Origin of the sequence: Flavisolibacter tropicus, assembly GCF_001644645.1 — a bacterium.
Lineage (GTDB): Bacteria > Bacteroidota > Bacteroidia > Chitinophagales > Chitinophagaceae > Flavisolibacter > Flavisolibacter tropicus.
The window spans coordinates 5,758,873-5,781,467 of the sequence record NZ_CP011390.1 but is presented as its reverse complement, the minus strand read 5'-3'; the positions used below and the strand labels follow the sequence as shown (position 1 = coordinate 5,781,467).

Below are 22,595 nucleotides of genomic sequence, written 5' to 3'. Positions count from 1 at the left end.
TGAATCACACCACAACACATGAAAGCCATTGCCATTGATGATGAACCTATAGCCTTGGATATAATCCGGTCGCATGCCTCCAAGGTACCTTTCCTTGATCTGAGGGCAGCATTTACTGATGCGTTTAAAGCATTGGACTATCTGCAAAAGGAGAGTATTGATCTGCTTTTTCTGGATATTAAAATGCCAGACATCTCTGGTCTTGATTTCTTTAATAGTCTTAGCAAAAAACCCTTGGTTATTTTTACTACCGCTTACTCTGAACATGCTGTAACAAGCTTTGAGCTGGATGCTGTGGATTACCTGTTGAAGCCCTTTTCGTTAGCCCGGTTTATTAAAAGTTGTAACAAAGCCTATGAGCTTTATAACTTCCGTAATAATGTGGTTGATACCTCCGATCACTTGTATGTGAAGACAGGGTATGAGCAACTAAAAGTATACTACGATGAGATCCTTTACCTGGAAGCATCGGGTAATTATGTAACCTTTGTTTTAAAAGACAAGAACATTCTTTCACGCAGTACGTTTGCCGAAGCCATTAACCTGTTGCCTGCCGATAAGTTTGTACGTATACACCGGTCTTTTTTGGTAGCCGCAAACAAAATAGACAAAGCCGAACGACATCAGGTAACCATACAAAATACCAAGATACCAGTTAGTGAAGCTTATGCGCAGAATCTAACAGCTATTTTCAAGAAGTAAACTCAACGTTCAAAAGAGTTCACAAGTTTCTATTACAAACTTGTGAACTTATAAACTTGTCAACTTGTAAACTACTATTGTAATCGGCTATTGTCGGCAAGTGTGGTTAAGACTACATTCTTGTTATTCACCGTGGTGTATTTGAAATCGCCAGAACGGTTAAACATAGCTCCTTTTAGATAGGGGTTATTTAGTTTAGCATATTTGAAGTTGGCATAACTATCAAATTGGGCCTTTTGAAAATCAGCACCTTTTGCAAACTCTGCATATTTAAAGTCAGTATCTCCAGTGAACCGGGCGCCAGCAAAGCTTACTCCAGATGGAAACTTTACATATTTGAACGACAGATCATCAAATTTTGCCTTACTGAAGTCAGGAGCAGTAGTAAACTCTGTATACTTAAAGAAGGCCATATCCTTAAATTGGCTGCCAGAGAAACTGGTCTTTCCTTTAAACTCGCTATACTTAAAATTGGTTTCCTTTTCAAAAGTGCAATTAGTAAATGTTACATCCTTGTCAAAGTTGGTGTTATAAATTTTTGAGACTTTATAGTTTTCCTGTTCTTTGCCATTGTCGGGATTAAAATAACCAATGACCTTGCCACTGAAAGTACAATTGGTAAAACGAACTGGCACATTAACCGTATTTACGAATATGGTGTCTGACTTTCTAGCCTTGTCTTGAAATTCAATGGTTTGCTTTGCCAGGTGTGTTAGATCCAGGTCTCCGGAAATGCGAGCGTTCTGATAACTAACGGCCTCTCCCCTGTTGATCTTTGCCACTACATCTTCTGCTTTTACCTGGGTTTGTGCAAAAGCAAAGCCATTTAGTAATAAAAATCCTGCTGCCAATAAGAAACGTTGTTTCATGTTTGGTTGTGTTTTAAACAATTTAAAAAGAATAATGAATGTCTGCTTGAAAGATTATATGAACGGTTGTTTATGTACGATTTACCTCATCGACACTAGAATTGCGCTGTTTTACATTGATCTTTTTACCCTTACTAAAATTATAGCGAATGGTAGCACCAATACTGCGGAAGCGGAAATATTGATCAAACTCGTTGATATTACCATTGATATCCGTTGTCCAATAGAATCGGAAGCCTTTGAACAGATCGTTGGCGTTAATGCTGAGGTCTATCTTTTTATTTAAGAAGCTTTTCTTGAAAGCAATATCTACCCGATGCATGGCAGCCATATGATAAAGACCAGAAGCAGCAGGTCCCCTGTATAGTAAATTCAGTTCCATGCGGATATCTTTTGGCAATTGAATCGTGTGATTGGATTGAAACATATAAAACAATTGATCATTTTCCAATTGTCCATTGTTGGATTGCATGCTGAATTTATTGTAGGCTAACAGAATGGTGTTTTGTGAATCCCACTTCTTCGAGATCTTAAGAGGACCAACACCTGAAAGGCTGGCACTATGCCCATCATTCACATTTCCAGTGGTGTAAATGGTAGTAGAGTTATCCACGTCCAGTATGGGAATTTCAGCCATTACATCTTTAGTGCGTTGGTAACTGAGTGTAAGGCTGTATACCTTTTTAAACGTTTGAGCAAGACTAAATACGTTAGTGTATTGTGGACGTAAGTAAGGATTCCCTTCATACCAGGTATACGGATCACGATACGCTTTAAAAGGATTTAGATTTCCGTAATTGGGACGCGAGAGTCGGCGGCTATAACTGTAATTGATACCATAGTTATCATTTACCTTTTGTTGTAAGAAAAGACTGGGAAAGAAATCCAGGTAGTCACGCTCATCTACACGGCCAGTGGTATATGAAATGCCGGTTGACTTTGTTTGTTCAGCCCGAAGCCCTGCCTGCAGTGTAAAACGTTTACTCAGTGTGCCATTATAGTTCACATAAGCTGCATAGATATTTTCTTTATAGTTGAAATGGTTAGTACGTAATGGATCTAATACAAGCCCGTTGTTATTGAAATAAAAGCGGGAGTCGTTGTCCGATACCACATGGCTTGCTTTTACACCTGCTTCCATTTTATGGGACTTGGTAATGGGGTGAACAAAATCAATCTTACCAGAATAAATATCAAAGCCATTGGGTAAGTTGGTGTACAAAAAGTCTGTGGTATTCTGATTGTTATTTAGATCAGTAAAGTAGTTATAGTAATTGGAGTATCCTCTATTTGTGATCTTTACAAAGTCCAGGTCGGAAGAAAGGGTTGTGCCAAAAGTATCCAGTTTGCCTTGATAATGCAAGTTAGCAGTGCCGTTCGTATATGTATTGTGCGTATAGTTATCAGCATCAATATACTGAAAAGGTTGCTTAGGAGTGTTTCCAATAAATGTATTAGTTAAGAAGTCTGCCTCCAGGGTGTTTGTATTAAAATACCCCATAACACCAATACTATGGTTTGAATTCAGATTATAATCTACTCCTAATCGGATAGTTGGAGGACCTTCGGCCATAAAATTGCCAGTGGCAATCTGATCAAAGTAGGTAGTTTGGTTGGTACCGTAGAATACGCGGGTAAAGGTAGCTTCACGACCACCTACCCGGTGAGCAAAGTCCAAGTTCAAAAATGTATTCCATGCGCCGTTATTATAGTTGATATTACCTCCAGCAGTATAGCCATGTTGTTTGCCATTATAAGTGTAGCCAGAATACAAACTACCGTTCATGCCACTACGATCGTACTTTTTCAGATTGATATTTAGAATACCTGACGAGCCTTCTGCATCGTATTTAGCTGAGGGATTGGTAATGATCTCAATATTCTTGATGTTTTCAGCCGACATGCCTTCCAGCATTGTCCGCAGGTCCCGGGCAGAAAGGTAGGTCAGCTTGCCATTAAGCATTACCGTTACACCAGCGCGACCGTTGAGTTGTATATTACCATCCTGATCTATAAATACACCCGGCGACTTAGACAATGCAGTAAATGCATTACTGCTAGCAGCCATAGCGGTACCTTCTACGTTCACCACCATACGATCAGCTAATTGAGTGATAGTAGGGCGTAATGCTGTTACACTTACCTCCTGCAAGGTTTTTGTTTCTTGCTTTAATATAACAGTACCAAAGTCTTTATTGAAATCAGCTGCTACATCAAATGCAGCGGTTTTAGTTTCAGAAAAACCAATAGCACTAAAACGAAGTATATAGGAACCTGCAGCTGGTGTTTTTAACACAAAGGACCCTTCTTTGCTACTCAGCACTCCGGTAACGAATGTAGTATCGGTTGCTTTTAAAAGTGCAATATTGGCATAACCAATAGCTACGCCTTTTTCATCTATTAGCTTACCAATTAATGAACCGTTTTGCGCAGAGGCTATATGGGTAAAGAAAATGGTTATGAGGGTAAAAATTAACAGACACTTCTTTCTCATCTTTGGTTTAGGTTTATTCGTTTACATATTTTGAGAGGTCAGGGTACGATCATAGTAGCCTGACAGTGGCATTGGTGTGGTTATTCGGTACGTAGATTTTTGACAGGATTGGTCAACGCTGCTTTTATAGCTTGTATACTAATGGTAAGAAAAGCTATCAACAAGGCAATACCCCAACTTACAACCACCATCCAAATAGTAAATGGTGTTTTGTAGGCAAAGTTTTGCAGCCAGCTATTCATGAAATACCAGGCAATGGGCGATGCGATAAAGAAAGATAGCACCACCAACTTCAGGAAGTCTTTAGATAACAGTGTAACTAAGCCAGGTATACTAGCACCTAATACTTTACGGATACCAATTTCTTTTGTGCGTTGTTCTACGCTAAAGGTTGTCAAACCAAACAAACCCAGGCAGGAAATAAAGATGGCAACAATAGTAAAGTAGCGAATAATAGCCGCTAGGCGCTCTTCAGCAAAGTAGTTCTTTTGAAAGTCATCATCCATAAAGCTGTATTCAAATGGCTCGTTAGGATTGACCTTTTTCCAGGCACTTGATATGGCTGCTAGAGCCGGTTTGATAGTACCGCCCTTAGCATGCGCTATCAGGTAGTTGTAGTTTTGACTTCGGCTTAATAAAAAACCATAGGCTTGAATCTCAGAACGCAGTTCTTTGAAGTGAAAGTCTTTTACTACACCAACAATCGGAAACAGGCTCTCAGTACCGTTCCACATCATCACCAGGCTTTTACCAATAGCATCTTCTGCTGATGCAAAGCCAAACAATTTTACGGCTTGCTCATTAATGATCATACGGTTGCTGGTGTCGGCCGGAAAGTCTTTAGAGAACAAGCGACCAGCCACTGGTTTTATAGCCAAGTTGTGCAGGTAACTATCATCCACATAATTGATATAGATATCTTTTGTTTGATCTGGTGGCGTGCCTTGTTTATACAACAACCAGTCCATTACATTAGCAATACCCGGATAATATAATGAAGCGCCTGCACCTGCTATAGCAGGGCTAGCTACAACCTCATTTTTTAACGCTGCATAAGCGCTTTTAGCAGTTGTAGTGCGTAAAGGAATTACCACCTGTTGGTCTTTTTCAAATCCCAGGTCCTTATTACGCAGGTAATGCATTTGGTTAGATATGGTTACAGATGCAACGATCAGGGCAACAGAAATAACAAATTGAAATACAACAAGCGCTTTCCGCAAAGAAATAGCTGCCAGGGAGTTGGAAAGCTTACCCTTTAATACTTTCACAGGCTTAAAAGCTGACAAGTAAAAAGCCGGATATACACCTGCAATAAAACCAGTTAAAATAGTAACGACTAAGAAACCTAACACCAACAAGCTGTATTGAGAAGAAGAAAAGGCAAATTGTTTACCTGATACTCTTTCAAATAAGGGCAATAACGCTCCTGTTAAGGCGAGAGAAAAAATAAAAGAGATCACTGCCAACAAAATAGCTTCCCACAAAAACTGTTTTATCAATACCGTCTTTTCGGCTCCTAATACTTTACGCACGCCGATTTCGACGGCTCTTTTGGATGAACGGGCAGTGGATAGATTCATAAAGTTGACGCAGGCAATCAACAACGTTACAAGAGCAATTGAAGCCAATATGTATAAAGAAGTAAGGTTACCACTTTCGGATACATTACGCTTATCATTGGCAAATAAATGAATGTCTTGCACAGCCGTTAGGTATTGCTTGCGGTCGCGGCCGGATGCTTTTAAATCTGCTCGCGCATATTTATTGATAAATGCATCGAACTTACTTTGCAGTTTATTGGCATCAGTACCCGGCTTCAGCAATAGATAAGTGTAGAACAAGTTGTTGTTTACCATATCGTTAAGAGAACTAACCCACGGCGCCACATCGCCTCCTTCCATAGACATGAAAAAGCGGGCATCAATATGTGAAGGCGTTGTAGCAGGCACAAACACACCAGTTACTTTAAAATCATAGGAACCATTTGTAGCACTATTGATATGAATGATCTTATTTAACGCAAGCGTATTGCCAAAGAGCTTATAAGCGATATCATCAGAAATAACTATTGAATTTGGATCCTTTAACGCAATAGTCGGATTACCCTCTTTAAATTGGTAAGTAAACAGTTCAAAAAAACTAGAATCAGCTAAGTAGCCTTTATCCTCATAAAAAGATTTAATTGTGCCGCCTTCTGTATATTGAAAGAGTGTTTTATCATCCTCTAAGGCTGGCATTAATCGAGCTACTTTTTCTACCTCAGGGTACTCCTGCTGCATAGCTTTTGCCAAAGGAGCCGGCGTGGTACCATACCGTTCTGCTTTTCCATCTATTACGGCCAACGTTCCTACTTGGTAAAGACGATTACGTTGCTTCTGATGGGTGTCATAACTTAACTCGTGGTAGATATAAAGTGTTATTAGTAAACAACAGGTTAAGCCGATAGCTAACCCAAAAATGTTGATGAAGGAAAAAATCCGGTTCTTCATCAGTCCTCTCATGGCCAGCCTTATGTAGGTTTTGATCATACAAGCGGTAATTAAGTACACGGTACGTAAAATATCGTACTTTACAAACCTAACTATATGCCAGAAAGCAATTCATTGACTTTCAACAACTTAAGGAACGACCAGCATACGAAGATGTTCGTTTCCGAACAGTTTTCTGTCCGTTTCTGTTACACTTTATAAATGGTGGCGACTTAAGATCAGTGGATCTTTACTTCATTGGGCGAAGACTTTCCCGCTGCAAATACGCTTAGATTATCAATCGTAGTATCGGCAATGTTTTGAAGTGCTGTATCAGTTAAAAAGGCCTGATGGCTGGTGATTAATACATTTGGGAATGTCATCAAACGGGCAATTACATCATCTTGCAGAATTTCAGTTGAGTGGTCCTCAAAGAATAATCCTTTTTCCTCTTCGTACACATCCAGTCCTAAGTAGCCAATCTTACAAGACTTCAAACCCTCAATTACATCGCGGGTGTTGATCAAGGCACCCCTGCTGGTATTGATCAGCATGACACCTTTCTTCATTTGATCGATCCTTTTCTTATTGATGATATACTTTGTTTCTTCTGTTAGCGGCGTATGCAGTGTAATGATATCTGACCGCAGACAAAGTGTATCAATGTCAACAAAGGAAAGATTCAACTCCTTTTCAAGGTTAGGATTGGGATATGGATCTGTTGCCAGCAAATGGCAGCCAAATCCAGTAAGGATTTTTGCTACTACCCTTCCAATCTTTCCTAGCCCAATAATACCAGCAGTTTTACCGTGCATATCAAAACCTGTAAGACCATCAAGGGTAAAGTTGGAATCATGAACCCGGTTATGCGCTTTGATCAATTTCCTATTTAGTGCAAGCATTAATGCCACAGTATGCTCGGCTACTGCATAAGGAGAATACTCAGGCACCCGTGCTACTTTTATACCCAACTTGTCTGCAGTTGCTATATCCACGTTATTATAACCAGCAGAGCGCAATACAATATATCGAATACCCAGCTCATTAAGTTTTTGTAAAACGGCTTCTGAAGCATCGTCATTTACAAATATGCTTACAGCCTCACAACCTTGCGCTAACATAACCGATGCTACAGAAAGTGGCGCAGGAATAAGCACTAGCTCGTGCTTACCGTTTGAAGCTTGTTGCAGGATTGTCTTTTCAAATAAATGGGTGCTAAAGACCGCTACTTTCATTTTTCAATTATTTAAGTAAGAAACTATTGATTTAAAAATGTCGCTTCACCCACTTTTCAATCTCTACGGCAAAGAATACAATAGAAGACGCTCCTAAACAAAAAAGGAGTTCTTCAAATGTTAATGGCTGCGTTTTGAATATTTCATTGGCTATTGGCAAATAGATAATACTCATTTGCAACAGGAATGTAAGCACTATGGCACCTAATAAAGGCATATTAGTTAAGAATCCTTTTCGATAGATATATTCATAATCACTTCTAATAGCCATAACATGCCCCAGCTGAGATAGCGATAATACTGTAAATACTTCTGTTTGCCAATGAGCATTACCGGTATGCAAGGCCCACGCTTGCACACCTAATGTAACAGCTGCCATTAAAATACCTACCCAAACAATATGGTAGCTTATGCCCTCGGAAAACAAACTCTCAGTAGTGCGGCGCGGCGGGCGCCGCATGATATTCGCTTCAGCCTTTTCTGCAGACAGCGTTAATCCCGGCAAGCCATCTGTTACCAGATTGATCCAAAGAATATGAATGGGCAAAAGTGGAATAGGTAGGCCTACTAGCGGCGCCATAAATATGGTCCAGATCTCCGCACTGTTGCAGGTCATGATATACTTAACAAACTTGCGGATGTTATCATAGATACGCCGCCCTTCCCGAATGGCCCGTACGATAGTAGCAAAATTGTCGTCTAGCAAAATCATATGCGAGGCTTCCTTACTAACATCTGTACCCGTAATACCCATGGCTATACCGATGTTGGCCATCTTTAATGATGGTGCGTCATTAACACCATCACCTGTCATGGCCACAAAATGCTTTTTATCTTGTAGCGCTCTTACAATATCCAACTTCTGTTGTGGCGATACGCGTGCGTATACCCTTATCCGTTCTACTCTTCTATGAAAATCTTCATTGGAAAGTTTTTGCAGTTCAGCACCTGTCACTACTAAACCATCTTCATCCAATATACCGATCTGACGGGCAATGGCAGCTGCAGTTTCTTTGTGATCGCCCGTGATCATTACAGGCTGAATACCGGCCGTTTTACATTCTCGAATGGAGGCAGGTATTTCTTCGCGTGGCGGATCAATCATTCCGACCAAGCCCGCCAATGTCATTTCCTTTTCTATATCTTCTACAGAAAGAACAGCCGGCTTCTTATCAAACAGGCGATAACAAAAAGCTAATACACGTATGCCATTACTTGCCATTTCACTTGCCTTTTCAACCAACATTTGTTCATCACTGTGATCATTTATAATGGCAATGATTGATTCCAAGGCACCTTTGGATATCGCTATAAACTGATCACCATATGCATGGATCGTGGTCATACGCTTACGGTCAGAATCAAAAGGCAGCTCTCCCACTCGTGGATATTGACCTTGAATAGTGCCTACCGACTGGCCATTTTGATCATTAACATAAGCTACCATAGCTATTTCTGTAGGGTCGCCCATCCAGTTCCCCTCTTTATCTCTCTTCACATCCTGATTTAAAACCATAGCATTGTTCAGGAATGAATCAGACTCCCCCAATTGCCTGCTTGTAGATAAGGGAAACACTTCCACTACTGTCATTTTATTTTGCGTGAGTGTTCCTGTTTTATCGGAGCAGATGTAGGTTACCGATCCTAGAGTTTCGACAGCAGGCAACTTTCGTATCAGTACATTTTTCCGCACCAATCGTTTGGCTCCTTGCGCCAATGCAATGGTGATAAGTGCGGGCAACGCTTCAGGTATGGCAGCTACCGCTAAGGAGATGGATAAGAGTAACATGGTTAAGGGATCCTGCCCACGCAGATAACCTACAAAAAACAAAACAATACAAATACCGATAATCAGGTAAGTAAGCTTTTTACCAAAATCGGTTAACCGGTTCTGTAAGGGAGTTACGGATTCTTCTTGCTGGAGCATGGCCGCTATTTTACCCAGTTCGGTTTTCATCCCGGTATCTGTTACAATTCCAGTAGCTCTACCATTGGTAATATGGGTACCCTTATAGGCCATGTTAAATCGATCACCTAAAGGCAGGTCGGTCTCAGTAAGTGCGTCTTGGGATTTATCAACCGGCACCGATTCACCTGTTAATGATGATTCCACTATTCGTAAGGAATGTGTTTCTACCAACCGGATGTCAGCCGGTACTAAGTTACCCGCTTCCAACAATACCAGGTCTCCAGGAACTAACTCTTCAGATGGGACTACCGTAACAGTTTTGTTACGCAAAACAGAAGCATGTGGAGTAGCCATTTTCTTTAATGCCTCCATTGCTTTTTCTGCACGGTATTCTTGTACAAAACCAACAATGGCATTCAGAAATACAATGAGTAGGATAACGATCGTATCAGTAGTATCGCCAAGAAAACCTGAAATGATAGCGGCTGCGATCAAGATAACGATCATAAAATCCTTGAACTGCAAAAGGAACAGTACCCAGGCAGGCTTTTTCTTTTTTTCAGCCAGCACATTCTTGCCATATTCAGCCAGTCGATGGTCTACCTGCTCTGTGGTTAGCCCTTGTCTAGAAGCAGAGAGCTGCTGAAAAACAGTATCTACATCTGTGTTGTACCAGTTCATGATTATGTATTATCGTGATTAGTTTAACACAGGGCTCAACGTTACTATCCTTCTCTTTGAAAATACACTATTAAAAGTTTCCTCACTAGCCTCATTCAAAAAAAGACCACTGTTGGGGTTCTTTTCGTGAAACGTCAAACGTCAAACGTGAAAGGGGAATCCGCCAGTACGAGTTTTCTTCAATAATCAATAACTATTCATTACTAATCATTGAACATTGAGCGTTGAGCATTGAACATTCCTTCTTCCTTCATCATTCCTTGTTCCTTGTTCATTATTCCCTTCCTTGTCAACTTTTCAACTTGTAAACCAGTCAACCCTCATCAGCCATTCTCCCCAATCCTACTAATCCATTCTAAATCCGATCAATCCGCGGTCCTCCATGGCAGGAATATTGAATAACTACTACCACAAGAAGTAAAGAACCTAAAACGTAACAGAATCAATAGATGAGTTTTAAAACCTATCCAGGCCACTCCTTCCCTCTTGGTGCCACTTGGGATGGTGAAGGTGTGAACTTTGCCCTATTCTCGGAATATGCTGCTGCTGTAGACCTCTGCTTGTTTGACGACAATGATCCAAAAACTATTGAAAGTCGTGTACGGGTAAGGGAAATGGATAATCATGTATGGCATGTGTACTTACCGGATGTTAAACCCGGTCAATTGTATGGATACAGAGTCTACGGACCCTACGATCCTGCAAATGGCCACCGCTTCAATCCTAATAAACTATTGATTGATCCTTATGCCAAGGCTATCTCGGGTACTATTAAATGGAGCGATGCATTGTTTGGCTATGAAGTGGGCGACCCTGAAGGAGACCTGAGCTTTAGCGATACCGATAGCGCTCCTTTTATTCCAAAGGCTGTAGTTATTGACCCTAGTTTTGACTGGGAAGACGACAAGCACCCCGACGTCCCCTATCACCAAAGCATTATTTATGAAACACATGTAAAAGGTTTTACCCAATTACACCCCGACATTCCCAAAAATATCCGGGGCAGTTATGCAGCTATCGAGCATCCGGTTACAATTGATTATTTGAAATCATTAGGCGTAACAGCTATCGAACTAATGCCTGTTCACCATTTTGTGAACGACCGCATCCTGCAGGATAAAGGCCTTTCTAACTACTGGGGCTATAATACCATTGGCTTCTTTGCACCCGATGTACGTTATTCCAGCAGTGGTGTACTGGGTGAACAAGTTCGAGAGTTTAAAGAAATGGTGAAGGCGCTACATAAAGCTGGAATTGAAGTCATCATTGACGTAGTTTATAACCACACCGGCGAAGGCAGCCAACTAGGGCCAACCCTATCTTTTAGAGGCGTAGACAATCCTAATTACTATCGCCTTACAGACGATAAGCGGTATTATATGGATTACACAGGTACTGGCAATACATTGAATGTGCGAACTCCCAATACCCTGCGACTGATCATGGATAGCTTGCGCTATTGGATTCTGGAAATGCATGTAGATGGTTTCCGCTTTGATTTAGCACCTGCCCTTGCCCGTGAGCTTCATGATGTGGATCGGTTGAGCGCCTTTTTTGATATCATTCATCAAGACCCTGTCATTTCACAAGTAAAGCTCATTGCAGAACCCTGGGATGTGGGCGAAGGTGGTTACCAGGTAGGCAACTTTCCTCCGGGATGGGCAGAATGGAACGGCAAGTATCGAGATTGTATACGTGATTACTGGCGTGGGGCTGAAAGCATGTTGGGTGAATTTGCTGAACGTTTTACCGGTAGTCCGGACCTCTATAAAGATGATTACCGTCGCCCTACAGCCAGCATCAATTTTATTACGGCCCATGACGGGTTTACCCTCAATGACCTGGTATCGTACAACGAGAAGCACAACATGGCGAACGGGGAAAACAATAATGACGGGGAGAATCACAACCGCTCGTGGAATTGTGGCGCTGAGGGACCAACCAAGGATCAAGAGGTATTGACGCTGCGCGCGCGGCAAAAACGCAATCTGCTAACCACCTTGTTTATATCACAAGGTGTTCCTATGCTATTAGCCGGAGATGAGATCAGCCGTACCCAACAAGGTAATAACAATGCTTATTGCCAGGATAATGAAATTTCCTGGTTTAATTGGAAGGAAGCAGACAAGGACCAATTGGCATTTACACAAAAGCTGATTGAATTACGTAAAAACCACCCGGTGTTTTGTCGCCGCCGCTGGTTCAAAGGCCAGCCTATAAAAGGCGTGGGACTGGAAGATATAGCCTGGTTCTTACCAGATGGCTCTGAAATGTCGGAGGAGAACTGGCAGCAAGACTTTGCTAAATCATTGGCAGTATTTCTAAATGGCCGCGCGTTACGCACGGTAGGGCCCAAAGGAGAACATATTGTTGATGACAGCTTTTATATCATCTTTAATGCATCACATTTAGCACTGTCCTACACCCTTCCTTCGGAACGCTTTGGGCTCAGCTGGCAAATAATACTAGATACCAGCGAAGGATTTATTGCAGACAACAAAACATACGCACCCGGTGAAAATGTACAGGTAAATGGACATTCCATTGTTTTACTAAGAGAACCATTATAGTAAACAACTTATGATTCAAGATATTCCTATCCACCACAGAACCATTGGTGTCAACTTTAACCAATCGGGAGATGCTACCACTACGGTATGGGCGCCAGCCGCTAACCAAGTTGAAATAACTTTTGAAGGAAAGAAACTGGAGCTTCAGAAACAGAAGTCGGGTTATTGGCAACTGCAAACAACGGAACTTAATCCTGGCACAAACTATAAGTTTGTATTGGATGGCAAAACAGAACTGCCCGACCCGGCTTCTTTATTTCAACCAGAGGGTGTACACGGTCCTTCACAAACAATAGCTATTACTCAGTTTGCTTGGACCGATCATTCATGGAAAAATCTATCCTTACGAGATTACATTCTATATGAACTACACACCGGAACCTTTACGCCTGAGGGAACATTCGCAGCCATTGAACAAAAACTGGATTACTTAAAAGAATTAGGCGTCAATGCAATTGAGGTTATGCCTGTGGCCCAATTCCCTGGAAACCATAATTGGGGCTATGATGGTGTTTTTACTTTTGCTGTCCAGAATTCGTATGGAGGTGCTAAAGGCCTGCAGCATTTGATCAATACTTGCCACCAAAAAGGTATAGCCGTTGTTTTGGATGTAGTGTATAATCATCTTGGGCCAGAAGGCAATTATTTAGGAGCCTATGGCCCTTATTTTACCAATAAGTATCATACCCCTTGGGGCAATGCCATCAATTTTGATGATGCCTCGTGCGAGGGCGTACGCCGCTATTTTATTGAAAATGCGCTAATGTGGTTTCGCGACTTTCACGTAGATGCCTTGCGGCTGGATGCAGTACATGCCATTAAAGATGCTAGCCCAACTCACATCTTACAGGAGATCAAAATGCATGTAGACAGATTGATGAAAGAAACGGGCCGTACGCATTACCTGATTGTGGAGTTAGACCTAAACGATACACGCTATATCAAATCGCAGGAAGAACAAGGTTATGGTATGGATGCGCAATGGATAGACGAGTTTCATCATGCTTTACGCGTAACAGCTACTCAAGAAAAAACGGGTTATTATAGCGACTTTACAGGTATTGAGCATCTGGCTAAGGCCTACCAAGATGCCTATGTATACGATGGCCAGTACTCTCTGCATCGAAAAAAGGACTTTGGTATGAAGGTCGAAAGCAATAGAGGACAGCAATTTGTTGTATTTGCTCAAAACCATGATCAAGTTGGAAATCGTATGTTGGGAGAACGCATCAGTCACCTGGTAAGCTTTGAAATGCAAAAGCTATTAGCTGGAGCTGTGCTGGTGAGCCCATACTTACCTATGCTATTCATGGGAGAAGAATGGGCAGAAACGCATCCCTTTCTCTACTTTGTAAGCCACTCAGACCAAGAATTGATAGACGCTGTACGTAAAGGAAGAAAAGAAGAATTTGCCGCTTTTCATGCCCAGGGCGAAGCACCCGACCCTATGGCGGAGGAAACATTTTTGCACTCAAAGTTGCAATGGGAGTTAATGAATACAGAGCCGCATTTTACGCTTTGGATGTATTACAAAGAACTAATAGAACTGCGAAAACAATTACCAGCACTTTATGAACTCAACCGCAAACATGTAAAAGCCATACCTAACAGTAAAATGCAAACGCTTTTCCTGCATCGATGGCATGAAAACAATCAGGCTTCATGCCTGATGAACTTCTCTAAAGAAGTGCAAACCATTACACTACCCAACAGTGAAGAACGTTGGCAAAAGGTTTTTGATTCGGCAGAGCCAAAATGGAAAGGTTTAAGAGCAGCACCAAATATTTTGGAAGCGAATGCCACAGTCTCTGTACAACCGGAAGCAATACTGATCTATACCAATAATGATAACCACCAGCAATAGTGTGAATCGTGAAAGACGAAATAAGAAATCTGAAATGAAAAATCCACTGGTTTGATGAGGTGCCTAAATGAAACTGAAATTGACGTTTAACTCTTAACTATTGACTTCTGACTTTGAATATGTATAATCCTGTTGCTACCTATCGCATTCAATTTCATAAGGACTTTTCCTTCACCGATTTGGAGAAGGTTATCCCTTATTTGAAAGAACTGGGCGTTACAACGGTTTACGCGTCTCCTATTTTTAAAGCAGTACCAGATAGTGTGCATGGCTATGATGGAACGAACCCAATACAGATCAACCCAGAGATCGGAACAGAAAAACAACTTCGCACCATAAGCAACAATCTTAAACAGGAAGGCATGGGGTGGCTTCAGGATATAGTACCTAACCACATGGCCTACCATTCCAATAATGAGTGGCTGATGGACGTATTGGAAAAAGGACAGCTTTCACATTTTGCCTCTTTCTTTGATATTGACTGGAATAGTAAACTGCATGACGGACGCGTAATGGCCCCTTTTCTTGGAAGCGAGTTAGAAGATGTAATTCAAAAGGGAGATCTGCAACTGATATCAAAAGACACGGGCCTTTTCCTTCAATACTATGATAGCCTTTACCCAGTACACCCACGCTCCTATAATGCCGTAACACAAACAGTTGAGAGCAATGCTCGTCTTAGCCGCTGGCAACTACAACTTAATGCCTTACTGGAAGCAGTTGATACAACGCTGTTCTCTGATCGGTGGTTAGATACTAAAAACCAGTGGGCCACGCTACATAGAGATCCCATTGTAAGAAGTGACATTGAACAGGCCTTAAAAAAGATCAATAGCGACAAAAAATTGTTATTAAAAATAGTTAATGAGCAAGCCTATGCATTGTGTCATTGGCAGGAGGCTGACTACCAGATCAACTACCGGCGCTTCTTTACAATAAATGGATTGATCTGCCTGAACATACAAAACCAACAGGTGTTTGGTCAATACCACCAAGTGGTGCGGACGCTTTTAAAAGCTGGTGTATTCCAGGGCCTCCGAATTGACCACATAGATGGCTTATATGACCCTACTCAATACCTCGAGCGCTTACAACATCTGGCGGTTGAAGACTCGTACATCGTTGTAGAAAAAATACTGGGGCCAAAGGAAGAACTGCCTCTCCATTGGTCAATTCAGGGTAATACCGGTTATGACTTTCTTGCCATGGTCAACAACCTCTTTACAAACAAAGAGGCAGAGAAACCCTTAACGAGCTTTTACCAACATATAATTCGCAATTGGAAGTCCATTCAACAGGAAGTGCATGAGAAGAAGTCTTATATCCTTTATAACCATATGGCTGGTGAATTAGATAACCTATATCGCCTATTCCTGCAATTAAAGATTGCCGATAACCGTTACCTATCAAATGTGCATCCCGATGATATGAAAACGGCCATTGCAGAATTCTTAATTCAATGCCCCGTATACCGCTATTACGCCAATAAGCTACCACTCCATGATGAAGAAGCAACAGCTATTCAAGATATTTTGAATCAGATGCGCAAAAGCGGAGCCGTACACAGAACCTCCATTGACATCTTAGAAAGAGTCTGGCTACATAAACCGCATGAAGGTAACGAAGAGTACAACCAACGCGCTGCACACTTTTACAAACGTTGTATGCAATTCACCGGGCCCTTAATGGCAAAGGGTGTTGAGGATACATTGATGTATACCTATCACCGATTTATTGGTCATAATGAAGTGGGCGACACACCAGAGGCTTTTGGTCATACACCAGCTACCTTTCACCAAATGATGATAGAACGGCAAGCTAAATGGCCTTTATCTTTAAATGCTACTTCCACCCACGACACCAAGCGTGGTGAAGATGCACGCGCACGATTGAATGTGCTGACGGATCTTCATGAAGAATGGCTGACACTTGTCAAAGACTGGCAAGGCCTGAATTCAATCTTAAAAACAGACAAAATCCCTGATGCTAATGATGAATACTTTATCTATCAATCGCTGCTAGGCAGCTTCCCAATGCCAGAGCAAGATGAAGATGATTTCCCCAACCGCATTCAACAACATTTAGAGAAGGCCATACGTGAGGCAAAGCTTCATTCTAATTGGACTACGCCCAACGAAGCCTATGAAAGAGCAACAAAAGCATTTGCCATACAACTCCTGGCTAAGGATCAACCATTTTGGACTAGCTTCCAGCCTTTCCTTACAAAAGTAGCCGACCATGGTATTATCAATTCATTAGCCCAGTTGGTATTGAAGTTTAGCTGCCCTGGTGTACCAGACGTTTATCAGGGCAGTGAGCTTTGGGAGCTAAGCTTTGTAGATCCAGACAACCGTCGCCCGGTTGATTTTAATAAGCGGCAGGAATGGCTGGAACAGTTTACAAAAGTTGATGAAGAAACAAGCTCATGGCAAGAGCTCTGGGATGATCGGTATAGTGGACGAATTAAGCTTTGGTTGACATATCAGCTTCTACAATTGCGAAAGCAATATGTCGACTTATTCAGCAACGGAGAATATATTCCATTGGAAGTAAATGGTATGTATAAAGATCACATCCTGGCTTTTGCACGCAAAGATGAACACAATGCTTTAGTTATTGTCGTTCCATTACATACAGCCCTCCTTTGTAAACAACAGCAAGTAACCTTAACAGAAATCGATTGGAAGGATACGCGTGTGGCTATTCCTTTTCCATTTGGCCAGGAAGGTCAGTCGCTCTTAACTGGTACTAGGCTAACAGATGTAAAAGAATTCCGGGTTAAAAAGCTTTTCCAATCAATCCCATTTGCAATTATTCGTGTGCGTGAGGAAATCAGTGTCAGAGGGGCAGGTATACTCATGCACATAACTTCCCTTCCTTCCCCATACGGTATTGGCGATATGGGACCCGAAGCGAAATCATTTGCCAACTTCCTGCACCGTAGCCAACAGAAATATTGGCAACTATTACCGCTTAATCCTACAGAAGCAGGCCAAGGATATTCACCTTATAGTGCCATCTCCAGCAAAGCAGGCAACCCACTATTAATAAGTCCCGATTGGCTCGCTAATGTGGGACTACTAAACCCTGAGGAAGTAACGCAATATCATCAACCTGTTCAGTCCACAGTAGATTTTGCTAAGGCAGAAGAAATAAAAAAGGAGTTGTTTGATAAAGCGTTCATCAACTTTCAACAGACGAAAACAACTTCCCTACAGGAGGCTTTTAAAACATTTTGCCAGGAAGAAGACAGTTGGTTGAATGACTTTGCCCTCTATGTAATTTTAAAAGAAGAACATGGCGGCATGCCTTGGTATGAATGGCCGGAAGAATATAAACTATATAATAAAACTGTCTTGGATAAATGGGCTAAAGCCAAAGCACAAGAGATCACAAAAGCTAAATGGCTGCAATTTATTTTTTCCAAACAATGGCATGAGTTAAAGGAATATTGCAACCATCGTAATATTCACATGGTAGGCGACCTGCCTTTTTATGTTAGTTACGATTCCGCAGATGTATGGGCCAATCGCCAATTCTTTGCGTTGGATGAAGAAGGTCGCCTTAAAGGTATGGCCGGCGTACCACCTGATGCTTTTAGCGATGATGGCCAACTATGGGGCATGCCAGTATTTAACTGGGATGCACTAAGCGAAAGCGGATACGCCTGGTGGATAGAACGTTTGCAGAAAAACATAGAGCTGTTTGACCTGATACGCCTGGATCATTTCCGTGCCTTTTCAGCTTATTGGGAAGTACCTGCTGGAGAAACCACTGCCAGAAACGGAGAATGGAAACCTGGCCCCAGTCATGATTTCTTTCATGCCATGGACAAAGCCTTGGATAATCTACCTTTTATAGCCGAAGACCTGGGTGATATAGACGATGCTGTATATGAGCTAAGGGACGCATTTGGAATGCCGGGTATGAAAGTTTTGCAATTTGCCTTTGGAGAAGACATGCCGCGCTCTATTCACATACCACACACTTATGAACCCATCGCTGTTGCCTATACAGGTACGCATGATAATAATACAATAGTGGGTTGGTACGATCAGGAAGTCGACGAGCTTACCAAAAGGCGTTTGGAACAATACGCAGGAAAGCAGGTCAATAGAGATAATGTCCATCTGGAATTGGGGCGCATGGCCTATGCATCTGTGGCCAACATGGTAATTCTTCCCTTACAGGATGTATTAGGCCTCGATGGCAGCGCCCGCATGAATAAACCATCTTCTACTGAAAACAACTGGGGCTGGCGCTTACAACCCGGTCAGCTGCATGGTAACGTTGAACACCAGCTGCGGGAATGGGTCTACCTGTATAATCGCTGATGGCTGTAAGCTATAAGCTGCACGCTACAAGCGATTTCAATGCGTGCAGCTTGCAGCGTGTAGCTTGTAGCTTATGGTATTCACCCAATTGCCTTCCAATACTAACTTTTCCACATCTGCTAAATATTTTAGGAAGTCTTCCTTAATTTGTAAAAAATTGAGTGAATGCCTACCCATATAAAATGCCCGGCCTGTGCTACCTCATTTGATGTGCAGGATGTATTATCTGCCGACGTAGAACAAAAACTGAAACTCGAATACGAGAAGCGATTACAGCAATCACTATCACAAATAGAGGCGGAAAGGAAAAAACTTACCGAACAGGAAGAAGAGTTTGAGAAAAAGCGCAAGAACCAGAATGAGCTTTTTCGCCAACAGCTAGAAAAAGAAAAACAAAAGCTGGAAGCCCAGGCCCTTGCCGATAAGCAAAAGCTGGAAGTGGACTTACAACAGCAACTTCGTAAATCCATATCTCAGGATTTCGAGAACCAATTGCGCATACTCAAACAATCGGATGAAGAAAAAGAAGAGAAGCTTAGAACAGCACAGAAGAAAGAGCTGGAGTTTTTGAAAAAGGAGCAGGAACTAAAAAATAAAGAACAGGAATTAGAACTGCAGCTTCAGAAAAAACTGTTAGAAGGAAGACAGACCTTACTGGAGCAGGTGCGCAAAGATGAAGAGCAGCGCCTGGCAATGAAAGAAGAGGAACACCTATTTAAAATGAAGGACCTGCAGATGCAGCTGGAAGAACAAAAAAAGCTGATAGAGGAAATGAAGCGCCGGGCAGAACAAGGCTCTATGCAGCGCCAGGGCGAAGTGCAGGAGTTACTTTTAGAAGAATTACTGAAAGATCATTTCCCGTTTGACATTATTGGAGAAGTAGGAAAAGGCGTAGAAGGGGCCGACTGTATTCAAACCGTACGGAATCATTTAGGCAACGACTGTGGAAAGATCATTTTTGAAAGCAAGCGTACCAAGACCTTCAATAATGGTTGGATTGACAAGCTAAAAGCCGATATGCGCAGCAAAGGCGCTGATGTAGCAATCTTAGTTACCCAAACCTATCCTAAAGACTTTAAGTGTTTTGGTGAGCTGGATGGAGTATGGGTTTGTTCTTTCAGTGAAGTACTGCCACTTACAACCGCCATGCGACACACCATTATGCGTGTTGCAGAAACCAAAAAAGGTGAAGAAAACAAAGGAGAGAAAATGCAGTTGCTGTACGATTACCTGACTGGTAACGAGTTCCGTCAGCAAATGGAAACCATTGTAGAAGGCTTCTTGTCTATGAAAACCTCCATTGATAAAGAAAGAATACAAATGGAAAAGCTTTGGAAGGAAAGAGAAAAGCAATTACATAAAGTATTAATGAGCACTTCCGGTTTGTATGGGTCTATAAAAGGTATTGCTGGTGCATCTGTTGGCAATATTCCTTTGCTGGAAGATGATGGTATGGAAGAGGAAGAAGACCAACGCTTACTCGTTAAGTAGCCACATAACTCAATACCAACTCATTAAAAAAGCAAGAACGAAGACCTAGCAATAGGTCTTTTTCTTTTTTAAATAGAAAGCCCAGTTCATATTGCTGCTCACCAATAGTCTCCACCTGCCTTAACTCCATATGCCGGATAAAACCAACCTCCCCTAGTCCGTACCACTTGAAGAGGGCCTCTTTACAACTCCAAATGAGGGTTAACAGTTGTAAGGAGCTATGAGGTGAGGAATTTGGAATTGCTTGTTCATCCGTTCCCTTCAATTCTCCTTTTTCCAATTCCTCTTCTCCCTGCAAACCCGTCCGCACATTTCCGATTCCTGATTCCCGATTCCTGATTATTTCCCATTCAGCATCTGCCACAAACTTGTGTGCGATTTTTTCAATCTTGGGTGTAAACAATTCTATATCCATTCCCACCTTTCGGTTCTTACTAACAATCACGCCGGCATAATCACCGCAATGGGAAATGGAAAAGTGGTAGGCCTCGTCCTTCAGGTAAGGTTTGCGGGTATCGGCAATTTGAATCAAGGCAATGGGAAAATCCGGAAACAGGTATTTCAACAGGTAGCGCCCTGCCAGGTGCTGCAGCCGCTTATGAGGATGCGTAATGGTGCGTTGCAGAGGCACATGCTGAGTAAAGAAGGCTTCGTCCTCCTCTATTTTCCACAGTGCCAGCCGGGTAGTTTCATCGATATCCTGTTGAAAAAACAGAGCCATTGGTAAAAAAAGAATTATTTTGGCGCCTCCAAAGATGAATGCTTAATCGCTAAAAATCAAAATACTCATGATCCTTTCCGATACGCGTATCCTTGAAGAGATGGAAAAAGGCACCATAAAAGTTGAGCCATACCACCGCGAGTGCTTGGGCAGTAACAGTTATGATGTGCATTTGGGAAAGGTGCTGGCCAAGTATAAAGACGAGGTGCTGGACGCTAAAAAGCACAACCAGATTGAGTATTTCGAAATTCCGGAAGAAGGTTTTATCCTGCAGCCCCATGTTTTTTACCTGGGTGTTACAGCTGAGTATACTGAAACACACTCTCATGTACCTTTTTTAGAAGGCAAGTCTTCTACTGGTCGTCTGGGTATCGATATCCACGCTACGGCCGGTAAGGGCGACGTAGGTTTTTGCGGCAACTGGACACTGGAGATCTCTGTTAAGCAACCAGTACGTGTTTATGCCGGGATGCCTGTAGGCCAGCTGATCTATTTCCCTGTCGATGGCGAGATCGAGGTTAAATACAACCAGAAAGCCAATGCCAAGTACAGCGGACAGCCTAACCGCCCGATTGAGAGTATGATGTGGAAGAATAAGTTTTAATTCCCTATGCACCCCAGCCTAAAGAGGCTCGGCTCGTGAAACGTGAAAAATGAAACGTGAAAGAAGCCAACACACAAAACCAACAGATCAAATCCTTTTATTAGAAAAATGCACTCTTTCCAACGAGTGCATTTTTTATGGAGGAAACGAACTTTCTTCATTCTCTTAATCCCTAAATCTCCAATCCCTTATATAGCCTTTCTACCTTGCCTATCACTCCTACGTTCCTCCTCTACTATTCCTCTGGCTCTTCATGGTTACTCCGTATCCAACACTAGGTTACTCCGTATGGAAGCCTCCCTTACTCCGTATCACAGCCCTTCCGCACCCGTACCTTAAGCCGTATCATGCTAGCTGGTGACAGCTGTAAACCCTGAAGAAATTGTATATAAATGTGTAATACGAAGAGCTGAAAATGCTCTGAAAGCGAAGGCTATAAAGATACAAAATACAGCCCACCTTTACGCCGCCTCCCTTCATCTCCCTCAATCCCCGTTCCAACATTCCTCCTTGCACCTTGGACTTTGTGCCTTGAACATTGAATATTGCGCATTGAACATTCCTTCATTATTCTTCCTTCCTTGTTCCTTGTTAATGATTCTTTTCTTCTTAATCCCCTCAAAAATCTACCTTTATAAGAAGAAACATACAAA

General features: G+C 42.0%; 12 protein-coding genes. 6 read left to right on the top strand and 6 right to left on the bottom strand.

Annotated elements, in window-relative coordinates; translation table 11 throughout:
- Positions 1 to 18 precede the first annotated feature (18 nt).
- Complete coding sequence (locus SY85_RS24555) at positions 19 to 702, top strand: LytR/AlgR family response regulator transcription factor (RefSeq protein WP_066408960.1); 684 nt, start codon at positions 19 to 21, stop codon at positions 700 to 702.
- A gap of 74 nt (positions 703 to 776) precedes the next feature.
- Here SY85_RS24555 and SY85_RS24550 read toward each other — a convergent pair whose 3' ends face one another.
- From SY85_RS24550 to SY85_RS24530, 5 genes are all read right to left on the bottom strand, one after another.
- Entirely contained in the window at positions 777 to 1,571 is a 795-nt protein-coding gene (locus SY85_RS24550) for a pentapeptide repeat-containing protein (RefSeq protein ID WP_066408958.1), read from the bottom strand.
- Between the two features lie 70 nt (positions 1,572 to 1,641).
- On the bottom strand, positions 1,642 to 4,065 hold the full coding sequence (locus SY85_RS24545; RefSeq protein ID WP_066408956.1) for a TonB-dependent receptor domain-containing protein: 2,424 nt from the start codon (positions 4,063 to 4,065) through the stop codon (positions 1,642 to 1,644).
- 80 nt (positions 4,066 to 4,145) lie between these two features.
- A complete protein-coding gene (locus SY85_RS24540; protein ID WP_066408953.1) occupies positions 4,146 to 6,593 on the bottom strand; it encodes an ABC transporter permease in 2,448 nt (815 codons plus the stop codon).
- A 179-nt stretch (positions 6,594 to 6,772) separates the two neighbouring features.
- Positions 6,773 to 7,768 carry a 2-hydroxyacid dehydrogenase gene (locus tag SY85_RS24535; protein WP_066408950.1) on the bottom strand — a complete coding sequence of 332 codons (996 nt, stop codon included), beginning with the start codon at positions 7,766 to 7,768 and terminating at the stop codon, positions 6,773 to 6,775.
- A gap of 31 nt (positions 7,769 to 7,799) precedes the next feature.
- The gene (locus tag SY85_RS24530; RefSeq protein WP_066408948.1) at positions 7,800 to 10,358 is read right to left on the bottom strand and encodes a cation-translocating P-type ATPase; all 2,559 of its coding nucleotides are present in this window, start codon (positions 10,356 to 10,358) and stop codon (positions 7,800 to 7,802) included.
- 449 nt (positions 10,359 to 10,807) lie between these two features.
- Between SY85_RS24530 and glgX the strand changes: the two genes are divergently transcribed.
- The 4 genes from glgX (at position 10,808) to SY85_RS24510 (ending at position 20,617) form a co-directional block, all read left to right on the top strand.
- Complete coding sequence (glgX, locus tag SY85_RS24525) at positions 10,808 to 12,928, top strand: glycogen debranching protein GlgX (protein ID WP_066408946.1); 2,121 nt, start codon at positions 10,808 to 10,810, stop codon at positions 12,926 to 12,928.
- 10 nt (positions 12,929 to 12,938) lie between these two features.
- Positions 12,939 to 14,792, top strand: coding sequence for a malto-oligosyltrehalose trehalohydrolase (gene treZ / locus SY85_RS24520; protein WP_066408945.1), 1,854 nt, complete (start codon positions 12,939 to 12,941; stop codon positions 14,790 to 14,792).
- A gap of 119 nt (positions 14,793 to 14,911) precedes the next feature.
- Positions 14,912 to 19,126, top strand: a complete 4,215-nt coding sequence (gene treY, locus SY85_RS24515; protein ID WP_066408943.1) for a malto-oligosyltrehalose synthase — start codon at positions 14,912 to 14,914, stop codon at positions 19,124 to 19,126.
- A 165-nt stretch (positions 19,127 to 19,291) separates the two neighbouring features.
- On the top strand, positions 19,292 to 20,617 hold the full coding sequence (locus SY85_RS24510; RefSeq protein ID WP_066408941.1) for a DUF2130 domain-containing protein: 1,326 nt from the start codon (positions 19,292 to 19,294) through the stop codon (positions 20,615 to 20,617).
- Here the strand turns inward: SY85_RS24510 and SY85_RS24505 are convergent.
- A complete protein-coding gene (locus SY85_RS24505) occupies positions 20,610 to 21,338 on the bottom strand; it encodes a 4'-phosphopantetheinyl transferase family protein (protein ID WP_066408939.1) in 729 nt (242 codons plus the stop codon). The genes SY85_RS24510 and SY85_RS24505 overlap by 8 nt on opposite strands.
- Positions 21,339 to 21,405: 67 nt before the next feature.
- Between SY85_RS24505 and dcd the strand changes: the two genes are divergently transcribed.
- Positions 21,406 to 21,942, top strand: coding sequence for a dCTP deaminase (dcd, locus tag SY85_RS24500; RefSeq protein ID WP_066408938.1), 537 nt, complete (start codon positions 21,406 to 21,408; stop codon positions 21,940 to 21,942).
- The last annotated feature ends 653 nt before the right edge of the window (positions 21,943 to 22,595 follow it).